Here is a 13786-nt window from a genome sequence, read left to right on the forward strand (position 1 = left end):
GAGGCCCGGTGCGGGTCAGGCCATCAGCGCCCGCGCGGTGTCGGCATCGGCCAGCGGGCGCCCGAGCAGGCGGGTACCCTCCGCAGCGCGGCGGATCTGGGCGGCATTGCTCTCGGCCGGGTGGCCGTCGGGCGCGAGCAGGCTGTTCTCGAAGCCGACGCGCACATGCCCGCCGAGGCCCGCCGCGACGAGGGCGCAGGCATTCTCTCGCGGGCCGAAGGCGCAGATCGACCAGAGCGGCACCCCCTTCCCCGAAGCGGCGAGGAAGGGCAGCAGGTCGGCAGGTCGCGAGACCTGTCCGGGCGTGTAGCGGCCCAGCACGAAGAGCGGGAAATCCCCGCCCTCGCCGAGCACGCCGCGGCTTTTGAGATCGGCGTAGCGGGCGACCTCGGCCGGTTCGTAGAGAATGATCTGGAGGAGGACGCGCTCGCGCCGCGCCCAGGTGAAGAACGCGGCCGCCGCCGTCTCGGCCCCGGCATCGGGCACGATCTCGCGCAAAGCCAGCGACACCGCCTCGGGGCGGGTCGCGCGCACCACCGCCATCTGCTCCGGGGCTTCGTAGCGCCCGGCAGCCTCCGAGGTGATCTGGACGACGAGGCGATCCCCGACCTCGGCGCGGATCGCGGCGGTGACCGCGCGATAGGCCTGCGCGTCGAGGAGGTGGCGGCCTTGCGCGTCGCGGACATGGACGTGGATCAGGGCGGCACCCGCTTCCGCGATCTCGGCAGCGGTGCGGGCGATCTCGCTTTCCGTGATCGGCAGGGCCGGATGGTCGGCCTTGCTGCGGGTGGCGCCGTTGGGGGCGTTGGCGAGGATGAGCGGCGGCCAGCCGGTGTCGTGCGTCATGGGCTCGTTCTCGTATTCGAAGGACATCAGTCGCCCGCGCTCAAGCCGAGACGCCGCATGCGGTCGGAGAGCGTCTTGCGCGGCAGGCCGAGCGTCCGCGCGGCCTCGGCGATGCGCTGGCCGGAGGCCTTGAGCGCGTCCTCGATCACGAGTCGCTCCACCCGATCGAGCAGGGCGTCGAGGCTCGGCGCCGCGCCGGGGCCGCCGGCGAGGTCCGGGCTGAGGAAGCCGAGGACGTAGCGCTCGGCGGCGTTCTTGAGTTCGCGCACGTTGCCCGGCCAGTCGGCGAGCATCAGCGAGCGGCGCAAGGACGGCGGCACCTCGATCACCGGGCGCTGGTACTTCACCGCCGCCTGGACGAGAAAGCGCTCGAACAGGAGCGGGATGTCCTCGCGACGCTCGCGCAAGGGGGGCAGGGTCAGCGTCACCACGTTGAGGCGGAAGAACAGGTCGCGGCGGAAGCGGCCCGCCTCTGAGAGCGCGTCGAGATCCTCCTTCGTGGCCGCCACCACCCGCAGATCCACCGGCACGCTGGTATTGGAGCCGAGCCGTTCCACGCGCCGCTCCTGCAGCACGCGCAGCAGCTTCACTTGGAGCGCCAGCGGCATGCTCTCGACCTCGTCGAGGAACAGCGTGCCGCCGCTCGCGTGCTCGACCTTGCCGATGCGGCGCTTGCCCGCCCCGGTGAAGGCGCCGGCCTCGTGGCCGAACATCTCGCTCTCGAACATGCTCTCGGGGATGGCGCCGCAATTGATCGCCACGAAGGGTTTCGCCGCGCGCGCGCCGCCCTCGTGCAGGGCGCGAGCGACCTGCTCCTTGCCCGCCCCGGTCTCGCCGAGCACCAGCACGTCGGCGGCGGCCGAACTGAGCGAGGCGATGTCGTCGCGCAGCCGCCGCAGGGCCGGCGACTGGCCGACGAGGCAACGCTCCACCGCACTGCCCGGCGCGTCGCCGCGATCGAGGGCATCGCGCAGGCGGCGATTCTCCATCACCAGCGCCCGCTTCTCCAGGGCGCGGCGGACCACCTCGACGAAGGCATCGTTGACGAACGGCTTCTCGATGAAGTGGTAGGCGCCCTCACGCATGGCGGCGACCGCCATGGCGATGTCGCCGTGGCCGGTGACGAGCACCACCGGCAATTCGGGGTCGCGGCGGCGGATGTCGGCGAGGAGTTCGAGCCCGTCGCGGCCCGGAAGACGCACGTCGCTCACGACGATGCCGGAAAAGCCGCGCCCGATGGCCGGCAGCGCCGCCTCGGCGCTGGAAAAAGCCTCGACCGCGATGCCGGCGAGCTGCAGCGCCTGCTCCATGGCGAGCCGAACCATCTCCTCGTCGTCGATCAGCACGACCCGCGCCGCGGCTGGCTCGGCCTCAGGAAACATGGCGCATCCTCTCCGGCGGGGGCATGTCCGCGGCCTCCTTGATTGCGTCCTGCTTGATCGCTTCCTTGGCCACCTCCATCACGAGGTCGAAGGCGAGACCGCCGCCGGGCATCGGCCGGGGCTGGAGGTTCGCCCCGAATTCGCGGGCGATGGCGAGCGAGATCGGCAGGCCGAGGCCGAGCCCCTCCCCTGCCGGCTTGGTGGTGAAGAACGGCTCGAAGAGGCGCGCCAGCGCCGCCGCGTCGAGGCCCGGCCCGTTATCCTCGACGCTCAGCACGACCTGCCCCTCCCCGGCCCAGGCGCGCACCGCGACCTCCGCACCGGGGCGCCCCTTCACGGCATCGAGGGCGTTGCCGACGAGGTTGACCAGCACCTGCGACAGGCGGATCGGCTCGAACACCACCCATCGCGCCGCTGGGTCGAGATCGGTCGTCACCCGTGCCCCCGCGTCGCGGATGCGGGAGGACAGGATGGCGAGGCTTTCCGAGACCGCCACGCCGACATCGACCGCGACCCGCTCCGTCCCCGAGCGTCGGGAGAAGCTGCGCAACTGTCCGGTGATCTTGCCGAGCCGGTCCACCAGGGAGACGATCCGGGTCAGGTTGGCGGCGGCCTCCGCCTCCCGGCCCTGGCGCAGGAAGGCGGAGGCGTTGTCGGCCAAGCCCCGCATGGCGGCGAGCGGCTGGTTGAGTTCGTGGGTGATGCCTGCCGCCATCTGGCCGAGGGTCGCCATCTTCGCCGCCTGGACCAGCTCCCCTTGCGCCTCGCGCAGGTCGCCCTCGGCGCGGGTCCGCTCCTCGATCTCACCCGCGAGCTTGAGGTTGGCCGCGCTGAGATCGGCGGTCCGGGCCGCGACCGCAGCCTCCAGCGCCCGCTGCGCCGCGCGGTTCTCGCGCACCCGCCGCAGGTGCTGGCGCCCGTAGAGGCCGATCAGGCCGAGCACGACCAGCGCCAGGATCGCGCCGACCCGGGCGCTGCGCCCGGCGATGGCCACCGGCGCGGCGTCGGCGAAGAGCAGCAGCGTCCAGCCATAGGCCGGCAGGCTGGCCTCCTCGAACAGCGCGGGGGTCTGCGGCGCGGCCTCCGACCGGCTGACCAGGGGCACGCCGCCGACGGTCTCCGTCCGGCCGAGATCGATCGGGGCATAATCGTCGCGCCCGTACTGGCGCGTCCGCTCCATGCCGGCGCGGGCGGCGGCGTCGAGCGGCTTCGTCGCCCGGAACTTGAGAGCCGGATCGGAGGCGAGGAAGACGATGCCGTTCTCGTCGGCCACCAGCACGCGGTCAGTGCCTTCGCGCCAGATCGTCTCCAGCGGGTCGAGGCTGACCTTGGTCGCGACCACGCCGCGCACCGTGCCGTCGATGACGACGGGGGCGCTGATGAAATAGCCGGGCACGCCGGTCAGCGTCCCGATCGCGTAGAAACGTCCGGTGCGCCCGCCGCGCGCTTCCGTGAAGTAGGGACGATAGGAGAAGTCCTGGCCGACATAGGTCTGGGGCGTATCCCAGTTCGAGGCGGCGATGGTCAGGCCGGACGGGATCAGCAGGTAGACGACACCCGCCCCCGCCTCGCGGCTCAGCCGTTGGAGATAGGCGTTGACGGTGGCGACCTGCGCCGGATCGTCGGGGGCGGCGAGCAACGATTGCACCCGCGGATCGAGGGCGGCGGCGGCCGGCAGAAACCCGAACCGCTCGATGGCGCCCTCCAGGCTCTGGGCGTAGATCTCCGCCCGCTGGCGCGCGTCACCCGCGAGGCTTTCCGCCACGCGGGCCTCCGTCACCTCCCCCGCCTTGAGCACGGCGAAGACGGCCGCGACCGCGAGGGCGGCGAGGATGAGGACACGCGCGGCAGTGGCGCGGGGGATGGGCATCACTCTCATGGTCCGGAGGAGGCTTTCGTCACCGCCATCGTATCCGGTGAGCGATCAGATGCGATGTCCGGTTGATCGGACGGGCGCCGCAGCTCCCCCCTCTCCCTGCTGTGCGGGGAGAGGCCCGCAGGCACCCTGCCGTGCCTGCGGGAAGCGGAGGCGAGAGCCGGAGCGGTGGTGAGGGGCTTGTACGGAAGGGGCTCATCCGTCGAAGCCCCCTCACCCTCGCCTACCGGCTCGCTCAGCCGACGACAGGGTCGGCCGAGCCCTCTCCCGCGCGGCGGGGAGAGGGGATCCGCGATCTCCGAAGTGATGATCCGGAAACGATATGAGAACCTAGCATGGGAGCGCCGCGGGCCGAAGAAAGCCGTGGCGGCGATCCTCAATCCGTCGTCAGCCCCTTCAACTCCACCTGCTCGAACCGGTGCTGCTCGGCGGTGACGAGGGCGGAGAGGTCGCGCTTCAGGGCGTTGAAGGCGGCCGAGGCGCTGTCGCGCGGGCGCGGCAGCTCGACCCGCAGGTCGCGCTTGATCGTGCCGGGACGGTAGGTCAGCACGACGATGCGGTCGGCGAGATAGATCGATTCTTCGATCGAGTGCGTGACGAACACGATGGTCTTGCCCGTCGCCGCCCAGATCCGCAGCAGCTCGTCTTGCAGCGAGCGGCGGGTCAAGGCGTCGAGTGCGCCGAACGGCTCGTCCATGAGCATCACCGGGCTGTCCAGCGCCAGCACGCGGGCGATCGCCACGCGCTGGCGCATGCCGCCGGACAGGTCCTTGGGGAAGCGGTCGCGGAACTCGGCGAGCTTGAGCATGTCGAGGAGTTCGGCCACCCGCGCCTGGATCGCGCCGCGGGACATGCCCTTGATCTCCAGACCGAAGGCGATGTTCTGCGCCACCGTCATCCAGGGGAACAGGGCGTATTCCTGGAACACCATGCCCCGGTCGGGACCGGGCGCGGCGACCGTGCGGCCCTCGACGTCGATGCCGCCGCGGGTCGGGTGCGAGAAGCCGGCGATGGCGTTGAGCAGCGTCGACTTCCCGCAGCCGGACGGACCGAGCAGGCAGACGAACTCACCGCGGTTGATGGTGAAATCGATGTCCTTGAGGGCGACGACCTCGCCGCCGGGGACGGGGAAGATCTTGTCCACGCCCGAGACCACGATGTGCGGCGAGGCCTGGGATGGGGCGGCGGAGGTCACCGGAGGTGCGACCGGGACGGCGTCCTGAGTGACGGATTCGATAGGATGCAGTTGCGCGGACATGGGAGACCTCACGATTCCAGGCCGCGATGCCAGCGGAGCAGGTGATTGTTCAGGCGGCTCACCGCCATGTCGATGACGAGGCCGAGCGCGCCGATGGTCAGCATTCCGGCGATGATCTTGTCGGACCAGAAATATTCGCGCGCCTCCAAGATGCGGAAGCCGAGGCCGTTATTGACCGCGATCATCTCGGCCACGATCACCACGATGAAGGCGGTGCCGATGCCGATCCGCGCCCCCGACAGGATGTAAGGGGTGGCGGCCGGCAGGATGACCCGCCGGAAGATCGTCATCCGGCTGGCGCCGAGGCTGCGGGCGGCGCGGATATAGATCCCGTCCACATGCCGCACGCCCGCGATGGTGTTCATCAGCACGGGGAAGAAGGCGCCGATGGCGATCAGGAACACGGCGGGCGCGTTGCCGAGGCCGAACCACAGGATCGAGAGCGGAATGTAGGCGATCGGCGGGATTGGCCGCAGCACCTGCATCAACGGATTGATGTGGCGGTAGATCAGGTCGCTGGAGCCCATGAACAGGCCGAGCGGCAGGGCAAGCCCTGCGCCGACGGCGAAGCCGACGACGACGCGGTAGAGCGAGGCCATCGCGTCGTGCAGCATCTCGCCGGAGAAGAGCCACGCAAACCACGACCCGTGCTCGGGATCATAGGCTTCGAGCGGCGCGAGATAGGCCCACCAACGCACCGCCACCGCGGCGGGCGAGGGCAGCACCATCGGGTTGACGAGCCCGGCCGTGCAGGCGAGCTGCCAGATCACGAGGATGGCGACGGGAACCGCCATCCCCTCGGCCAGGGGTTTGAGACGTAAGGCGTTCACGGGAAGCCCTCCTCAGTTCGTGCCGGCGGAGGCTTTGGCGGCCTCCAGCAGGTCGAGCTTCACCCAGTCGACCGCCTTGGCGGGCTTCGACATCTTGCCGATGCCGTGCTCGGCCATGACGTCGGTGGTCCGCTGGATGTGGTCGGCGCTCATCTCCAGGGTGTAGGGCGAGTTGGCGAGCGCCTCCTGGAACTCCGCCGCGGTGACCTGACCCTTGAACACGTCCTGCGTGACGAAGGTCTCGGCGGCCTTCGGATCGTCCATGAAGGTCTTTTGCGCCTTCACGAAGCACTCCATGAACTTGGCTGCGACCGGCTTCTTCTCGCCGTAGAACTTCTCCGTCATCACCAGCGTGCGGATCGGCGAGCCGACCGGAGTGTCGTAGGGCTTGATCACCTCGACGCCGAAGCCGCGGGCGATGGCCTGGGCCGATTGCGGCTCGGTCTGCATGATCGCATCGACCTGCTTCTGCAGCAGCGCCTGGTTGAGATCCGGATAGCCGAGATAGATCAGGTTGACGTCACGCGCCTTGAGGCCGTGCTTGGCCATCTCGGCGCCGAGCAGCACCTCCTGGATCGAGCCGCGGGTGACGCCGACCTTCTTCCCCTTGAGATCGGCCGCCGACTTGATGCCGGATTCCGGCGTCGCCAGCAGGCGGGCGCCGCCCTTGGCGAAGCCGCCAACGATGAAGACTTGTGCGCCGTTGCCGCGGGCCGAGATCGCGGCTTCCGAGGCGGTGGCGCCGACATCGAGTTCGCCGGCGAGCATCGCCTGCATGATGTCGGGCCCCTTGGCGAAGATCTTGAGATCGACGGTCAGGCCGCAGGTCTTGGCGATCTCCTTGACGTAGGAGACGCCGGCGAAGTGGGCGAGCTTGAGGTTGCCGACGCGCACCACTTCCTGGGCGGAGAGCGGAAGCGGGGCGAGCGATGCGGCGGTCGCGGCGGCGAGCATGGCAAGGCCGCGACGCGTGAGACGGAGGCGTTCGAGCAAGGGGCTTCTCCCGGATGGCCCGGCTCTGCGGCCGGTGCGAATGGTCCGGTCCTCTTTGCAGAGTGCATGCCAGCCATGCAGAAAGCGCTAACCTTCGTGTAATCCCTTGTTCGAAAAAGGCTTCCTTGGGATCTCCCCGATCACGACCGAACGACGGGCGGCGGATTTCCGCCACCTAGGCCGTCGAGGCGGCGGATGCCCGCCATCCGCACGCCTTTGTGATGGACGGCCGCAGCCGGCGGGCGCGTGCCGAAAACGGGGCGTCAGTCGAGCGGCACGAGGACGATGGCGTCGCCTTCCAGCCGCGCCTGGACCGACTGGCCCCAGCGGGCGCCGCCGAGATCGTCGGCGGTCTTGTAAAGACCGTCGATGGCGACGAGTTCCGGCTCGAACTTACGGGTGAGGATGCGGGCGCCCGGATCACCCACCGCCCCCGCGATCGCCCGGCCGCGCAGGGCGCCGTAGATGTGGATCGAGCCCCCCGCGATCACCTCCGCCCCCGAGGCGACCGAACCCATCACGGTCACGTCGCCGTCGAGATGCTGGATCACCTGCCCCGAGCGCACCGGCGCGTCGAGCACGAAGGAGCGTGTCCGGGTCGGAGCCGCGGACGCCACCAAAGCCGGGGCGGACGGGTGGTCCGCCGTAGGCGCCTCGGCGGCGCCGGGTTCGGGGGGGCGATGTCCTCGACCGGCTTGCCCCCCACCAGCGGCGGCGGGAAGCCGGGCCCGAGCGAGGTCGGCCCGATCCCCTCGATGCCGAGGATGGTGATGGAGCGCTGGTTCAATTCCTCGCAGAGATGGGCGAGGTCCGAGCGCTCGAAGCGCAGCCCGGTCACGTCGAGGATGATCGCCCGCACCGAGAAGAAGGCGGGCGCGCGCCGCTTGAGCGCGTCGAGTTCGGCGAGCCACTGATCGATCGGCGGCACGGGGGCCAGCACCATCGCCAGGAAGGAGCGGCCGCGGAAGCGGATCGGGGGACGGTCGGTCACGGGCAACGTCGCAGCGTGTGGATCATGCCCGACAGCTTATGGCAGATCGCGCGCCGCGCCGCGCGGGGGTGCGGCGTCCTCAACAGCAAACGCCTCGACGGCGCCAGGCCGGGGCGAGCGCCGCCCTCAGGCCGGGCTCGCATCGGCGGCCTCGACGGCGCCGGCCGCCATGCGCAGCCGGATCTTGTCGGCCTCGAGCGTGAGCGCGAGCTCGGCGCGTTCCAGGGCCATGCGCGACTGATGCAGCGCGGCAGCCCGGGATGCCTCCCCACCGATGCGGCTCAGGGCCAGCAGCGCCTTCTGGATGCGCAGTTGGACCTCGATCAGCCCCGCGCCGTCGCGGGCCATCAGCATGAAGGCGTCCTCGAACATGTCGGCGGTGTCGAGCGGCGGGACATGGATGCGCGGATGTTTCGGCTGGCCCTCGTCCGGAGCGGTCGTGCCGCGCACCCAGAGGCTGACGAGGCGGGTCGAGCGGCCGATCACGTCGATCGCGGTGCCGGGATCATTGGTCGCGGGCGACAGGGCGCGCGAACCGATCTCGCTCATCACCGCGAGGCCGAAACGCGGGTCCTGGTCGAAGGCACGCTCGTTCCCGACCAAGAACGCCTCGCCGACGGTCCGGCGCAGCGTGTCCCGGTCCTCCCCGGCCTTCGGCCGGCCGATCCAGGCCACCGGCGTCTCCGGGTGGACGAACCGTCCGGGCGTCGCCGCGACGAAGATCTCGATGTCGTGCGCCTCGCCGATCTTGGACAGGGCCGCCATGTCGATGTGCTGAACGTAGCCGATCGCATCCACCGTCACCGCCGCGGCGCCCGCCGGAATCCGACGGTCGGAATCGCGCAGCGGCCTGCCCCCGAGATAGGGGTCGCGCAGCCGCGCTTCGATCGCGGTGCGCGCCGCCGTCTCGACCCGGTCGGTCGTCTCCCCCACGCGGCCGAGGCGCGTCAGATGATCGATCCAGCGCAGCAGCGCGACGACGATCAGAACGATCACCGCGATGGTGACGACGAAGAGGATGGTGCGCCCGCTCTCGCCGTAGGCCCCAGTCTTCGAGACGACGAGGCCGACGATGCCGAAGAGGAAGGACCCCAGAAAGGTCGAGAGGACGGTCTGAGTCACCCGGTCCTCGATGAGGAGCTTGGTCGCACGGGGCGTGACGTTGCTCGTGGCCGAGCCGTAGGACGACACCATGACGTTCAGCGAGAAGGTGGTGACGGACAGCATGCTGGAGGCGATGACGGTCAGGATGCTGTCGAGCGCATCGGTGCTGATCGCGCCCGGCACCGTCCAGGGCAGATAGCGCTCGGCCACCGCCGCCAGCAGCGCCGCCAGCACCCCCGCCGCGCCGATCAGCGTGGCGCGCACCCAGAGGCGCCGCACGACCTGCGCCATCAACCATCGCCAACGCGGCATCTTCGATCACCGTCCCGCAAGGCCTACCGGGGTGGAAACGCCGGCACGCCGTCATCCAGGCCGACCACGCCCACAGAGGTCCGACATCAAGGCACGATCGAACACGCGTCATGCCTCGGTCGGCCTTGCCACGGAGTGAAGGCATGGCTCCCGCGACCGCCCGGCGCCGCGCGCACTTGCCGGATCGGGCGACACCTTATATTGCGACGCGATACCGCCCGAATCCGTACCCTGGCGTCACGACCGTCGAAACACGGCCCGCGACACGGCGCTTTATGGCCGGGCTCCAAGTTTCCGAACGGCTCGAGATCTCCGATGAAGCTGCGCAACATCGCCATCATCGCCCACGTCGACCATGGCAAGACGACGCTGGTCGACAAGCTGCTTCAGCAGTCTGGCACCTTCCGCGAAAACCAGCGGGTCGAGGAGCGGGCGATGGACTCCAACGACCTCGAGAAGGAGCGTGGCATCACGATCCTGGCCAAGGCGACCTCGGTCGTCTGGCAGGATACCCGCGTCAACATCGTCGACACCCCCGGCCACGCCGATTTCGGCGGTGAGGTCGAGCGTATCCTCTCGATGGTCGACGGCGTGATCGTGCTGGTCGACGCCGCCGAGGGCCCGATGCCGCAGACCAAGTTCGTGGTCGGCAAGGCGCTCAAGATCGGCCTTCGCCCGATCGTGGCCATCAACAAGGTCGATCGTCCGGATGCGCGCATCAACGAGGTCGTGAACGAGGTGTTCGACCTGTTCGCGGCGCTCGACGCCACCGACGAGCAGCTCGACTTCCCGATCCTCTACGGTTCGGGCCGCAACGGCTGGATGGCCGATTCGCCGGACGCCTCGCCGGATGTCGGCCTCGCGCCGCTGTTCGATCTCGTGCTCAAGCACGTGCCGCAGGCCCGCGTCGAGGACGGTCCGTTCCGGATGCTCGGCACCCTGCTCGAAGCCAACCCCTTCCTCGGCCGCATCATCACCGGGCGCATCGCCTCGGGCACGGTGAAGCCGAACCAGTCGATCAAGGTGCTCTCGCGCGACGGCAAGGTCGTGGAGACCGGTCGCGTCTCGAAGATCCTGGCCTTCCGCGGCCTGGAGCGCGCGCCGATCGATATCGGCGAGGCGGGCGACATCGTCTCCATCGCCGGTCTGCTCAAGGGCACCGTGGCGGATACCTTCTGCGATCCGGCCGTCAACGAGCCGATCCAGGCCCAGCCGATCGACCCGCCGACCGTCACCATGTCCTTCATCGTCAACGATTCGCCGCTGGCCGGCACCGAGGGCGACAAGGTCACGAGCCGCATGATCCGCGACCGCCTGTTCAAGGAGGCCGAGGGCAACGTCACGCTCAAGATCGAGGAAGCCGCCGACAAGGACTCGTTCTACGTCTCCGGCCGCGGCGAGCTGCAACTCTCGATCCTGATCGAGACCATGCGCCGCGAGGGCTTTGAGATTGCCGTGTCGCGTCCGCGCGTCGTGTTGGAGAAGGACGAGGCCGGCGAGATCCTGGAGCCGGTCGAAGAGGTCGTGATCGACGTCGACGAGGAGTATTCGGGCGTCGTCGTGCAGAAGATGTCCGAGCGCAAGGCCGAGATGATCGAGATGCGGCCCTCGGGCGGCAACCGTCTCCGGCTCGTCTTTCACGCTCCGACCCGCGGCCTCATCGGCTACCAGGGCGAGCTGATGACCGACACCCGCGGCACCGCGATCATGAACCGCCTGTTCAAGGCCTACGAGGCCTACAAGGGCGAGATCGCCGGCCGCCGCAACGGCGTGCTGATCTCGAACGACAAGGGTGAGGCCGTGGCCTACGCCATGTGGAACCTCGAAGACCGCGGCCCGATGATGATCGAGCCCGGCGCCAAGGTCTATCAGGGCATGATCGTCGGCGAGCACAACCGCGAGAACGACCTCGAGGTGAACGTGCTCAAGGGCAAGAAGCTCACCAACATCCGCACCACCTCGAAGGACGAGGCCGTGCGCCTGACGCCGCCGATCCGGATGACGCTGGAGAAGTCGCTGGCCTGGATTCAGGACGACGAGCTGATGGAAGTCACGCCGAAGTCGATCCGCCTGCGCAAGATCCACCTCGACCCGAACGAGCGCAAGCGCTTCGAGCGCTCGAAGGAAGCGCTGACGGGCTAACAGCCCCGCTTCATCCTCCAAAACGAAAAGGCCCCGATGCGGCGAACGCATCGGGGCCTTTTTCATGCGGCGTCCCTCACGAACGGGGACCTTGGCACCCCATCACTCCGGTCAGCCGGGGCGATGGGGTTCCCGGCTCGCCTCAGGCGGCCCGCACCGTCTCGAGGAAGTGGCGGACCTGGCCGTCAAGCCGCTCGGATTGCTGCGACAGCTCGGAGGCGGACGTCAGGACTTTGTTCGCGGCCGCCCCGGTCTCCTCGGCCGCCACCGCGACGCTCGCGACGTTGCCCGTCACCGCACCGGTGCCGGCGGACGCCTCGGAGACGTTGCGCACGATCTCCTGGGTCGCCGCGCCCTGCTCCTCCACCGCCGCGGCGATTGAGCCGGCCAGCCCGTCGATCTCGCGGATGCGGGCCGCGATATCGCTGATGGCCGTGACCGCCTGCCCTGTGATGGACTGGACCTGCCCGATCTGCCCCGAAATCTCGTCGGTGGCGCGCGCAGTCTGGTTGGCGAGTTCCTTGACCTCGGCGGCAACCACGGCGAAGCCACGGCCCGCTTCGCCCGCGCGCGCCGCCTCGATGGTGGCGTTGAGCGCGAGCAGGTTGGTCTGGCCGGCGATGGTGGAGATCAGGCCCACCACGTCGCCGATCCGCGCGGCGGCGACGCTGAGATCCTGCACGAGCTGCGCGGTGCCCTCGGCCTCGACAACGGCCTTCTGCGCCAGCGTGGTCGAGCCGGTAACCTGCCGGGCGATCTCCTGCACCGAGGCGCCAAGCTCCTCGGCCGCCGCGGCGACCGTGCCGACATTGGTGGCGGCCTCTTCCGCGGCGGCAGCGGCGGCGTTCGATTGGTCGGCCGTCTGCGAGGCGGTGCCGGCCATGCTCCGCGCGGTCGCCTGCAACTCGATGGCGGCCGCGGAGACGGTGCCGACGATGCCGCTCACCGCGCGCTCGAAGTTGTCGGCCATGTCGCGCATCGCCGCCTTGCGCTGCGCCTCGGCACCGGCCCGCGCCAGGGCGGTTTCCTCCTCCAGGGCGCGGGTGCGGATCAGGTTGTCCTTGAACACCTGAACCGCGTTCGCCATCGCGCCAACCTCCTCACGGCGCTCACGGAAGGGAATCTCGACGCTCGCATCACCCTCCGCGAGGCGGCTCATCAGCCCGGTCATGCGGCGAATGGGGCGGGCGACGAAGCCGTTGAGCAGCAGGATGCCGAGGCCGGCGACGATCAGCAGCGCCGCGAGGCCCGCGCCGACGGCGAAGCGAGACGCCGTCGCGGCCTCCTCCGCGATCCGGGTGCGCGTTTCCAGCAGGGCCCGCTCGGTGTCGGCGATCGTGCCGGCGACCTTGCGCACCGTGTCCATGGCGCTCTTGCCGGCACCGGATGCCTCGATCCGGCGCGCCTGCTCCCGGGTCGCCTCGTCGCGCATCAGCGCGATCTCGCGCTCGGCGACATCGCGGCTCCACTGGCCCGCGGCCGTATCGAGGGCGTCGAGCCGGCGAAGCTGCTCGGCGTTGTCGGAGACGAGCCTGCGCAGACGCCCCAGCGCCTCGGCATAGTGCTGGGTTCCGGCGTGGAACGGTTCGAGGAAGGCGGGGTCGGCCGAGACGAGGTAGCCGCGCAGGCCCGTCTCCCGATCCACCATGCTGGCCGTCAGCCGGTCGAGATCCAGGAGGACTTGGTAGGTGTGGTCGCGCCAGCGGTTGGTTTCCTCGATCGTGCCGAGGCTACGCCAACTGACAAAGGTGGAGCCGCAAACGGCGAGGATGACGAGCGCGAAGACGACGACGAGCTTGGCGATAATGGAGAGGTTGGCGATGGCACGCATTGCGCTGATCCGCGGGGTCAAATGCGCTGCACGGGGGCGGCGCTTAAACAAATGATGGTCACGGCGCGCCTAAGGCCCCGTTAATCCGGGGTTGCACCAAAAATCGCGTGCCATCGTAGCGAAGCTGGGACCGTCGGCTTGATTCGCGCCGATCACAGGATCCGGCGATCCCACGGGCACAGGCCGGCTTAAGGATTGTTTCCACCCGGTATATTTCGGCC

Annotated in this window: 9 protein-coding genes and 1 pseudogene; 1 reads left to right on the forward strand and 9 read right to left on the reverse strand. The window is 69.6% G+C overall.

The features are described from left to right. Positions 1–15 precede the first annotated feature (15 nt). The 8 genes and pseudogenes from MSPGM_RS05765 to MSPGM_RS05800 form a co-directional block, all read right to left on the reverse strand. Entirely contained in the window at positions 16–873 is an 858-nt protein-coding gene (locus tag MSPGM_RS05765) for a 3-keto-5-aminohexanoate cleavage protein (RefSeq protein WP_012752298.1), read from the reverse strand. Continuing rightward, positions 873–2228 carry a sigma-54-dependent transcriptional regulator gene (locus MSPGM_RS05770; protein ID WP_003600433.1) on the reverse strand — a complete coding sequence of 452 codons (1356 nt, stop codon included), beginning with the start codon at positions 2226–2228 and terminating at the stop codon, positions 873–875. The genes MSPGM_RS05765 and MSPGM_RS05770 overlap by 1 nt, the downstream gene beginning before the upstream one ends. Next, a complete protein-coding gene (locus MSPGM_RS05775; protein WP_012752299.1) occupies positions 2218–4098 on the reverse strand; it encodes an ATP-binding protein in 1881 nt (626 codons plus the stop codon). Before MSPGM_RS05775 ends, MSPGM_RS05770 begins: the two co-directional genes overlap by 11 nt. A gap of 382 nt (positions 4099–4480) precedes the next feature. Beyond that, positions 4481–5362: an ABC transporter ATP-binding protein gene (locus tag MSPGM_RS05780; protein ID WP_003602621.1), complete on the reverse strand. Its 882-nt coding sequence runs from the start codon at positions 5360–5362 to the stop codon at positions 4481–4483. A gap of 8 nt (positions 5363–5370) precedes the next feature. Further along, a complete protein-coding gene (locus MSPGM_RS05785; protein WP_003602620.1) occupies positions 5371–6192 on the reverse strand; it encodes an ABC transporter permease in 822 nt (273 codons plus the stop codon). Between the two features lie 12 nt (positions 6193–6204). Beyond that, positions 6205–7185 (reverse strand): ABC transporter substrate-binding protein, encoded by a 981-nt coding sequence (locus tag MSPGM_RS05790; protein ID WP_012752301.1) that lies wholly within the window; start codon positions 7183–7185, stop codon positions 6205–6207. 263 nt (positions 7186–7448) lie between these two features. Further along, a pseudogene (gene minC / locus MSPGM_RS05795) lies at positions 7449–8176 on the reverse strand (septum site-determining protein MinC). A 126-nt stretch (positions 8177–8302) separates the two neighbouring features. After that, entirely contained in the window at positions 8303–9571 is a 1269-nt protein-coding gene (locus MSPGM_RS05800; RefSeq protein WP_003602606.1) for a DUF2254 domain-containing protein, read from the reverse strand. A 336-nt stretch (positions 9572–9907) separates the two neighbouring features. Between MSPGM_RS05800 and typA the strand changes: the two genes are divergently transcribed. Continuing rightward, entirely contained in the window at positions 9908–11734 is a 1827-nt protein-coding gene (gene typA, locus MSPGM_RS05805; protein WP_003602604.1) for a translational GTPase TypA, read from the forward strand. A 142-nt stretch (positions 11735–11876) separates the two neighbouring features. On the opposite strand, the gene MSPGM_RS05810 is transcribed toward typA, so the two are convergent. Continuing rightward, positions 11877–13565, reverse strand: coding sequence for a methyl-accepting chemotaxis protein (locus tag MSPGM_RS05810; RefSeq protein WP_012752302.1), 1689 nt, complete (start codon positions 13563–13565; stop codon positions 11877–11879). Positions 13566–13786: the final 221 nt, after the last annotated feature.

Source organism: Methylorubrum sp. GM97 (assembly GCF_024347855.1).
In the GTDB taxonomy this organism is placed as follows: domain Bacteria; phylum Pseudomonadota; class Alphaproteobacteria; order Rhizobiales; family Beijerinckiaceae; genus Methylobacterium; species Methylobacterium extorquens.

Excerpts from the sequence above, each read along its gene's own strand:
- MSPGM_RS05765 (WP_012752298.1), bottom strand. The coding sequence starts at position 873 with ATGTCCTTCGAATACGAGAACGAGCCCATGACGCACGACACCGGCTGG.
- MSPGM_RS05770 (WP_003600433.1), bottom strand. The coding sequence starts at position 2,228 with ATGTTTCCTGAGGCCGAGCCAGCCGCGGCGCGGGTCGTGCTGATCGAC.
- MSPGM_RS05775 (WP_012752299.1), bottom strand. The coding sequence starts at position 4,098 with ATGCCCATCCCCCGCGCCACTGCCGCGCGTGTCCTCATCCTCGCCGCC.
- MSPGM_RS05780 (WP_003602621.1), bottom strand. The coding sequence starts at position 5,362 with ATGTCCGCGCAACTGCATCCTATCGAATCCGTCACTCAGGACGCCGTC.
- MSPGM_RS05800 (WP_003602606.1), bottom strand. The coding sequence starts at position 9,571 with ATGGCGCAGGTCGTGCGGCGCCTCTGGGTGCGCGCCACGCTGATCGGC.
- typA (WP_003602604.1), top strand. The coding sequence starts at position 9,908 with ATGAAGCTGCGCAACATCGCCATCATCGCCCACGTCGACCATGGCAAG.
- MSPGM_RS05810 (WP_012752302.1), bottom strand. The coding sequence starts at position 13,565 with ATGCGTGCCATCGCCAACCTCTCCATTATCGCCAAGCTCGTCGTCGTC.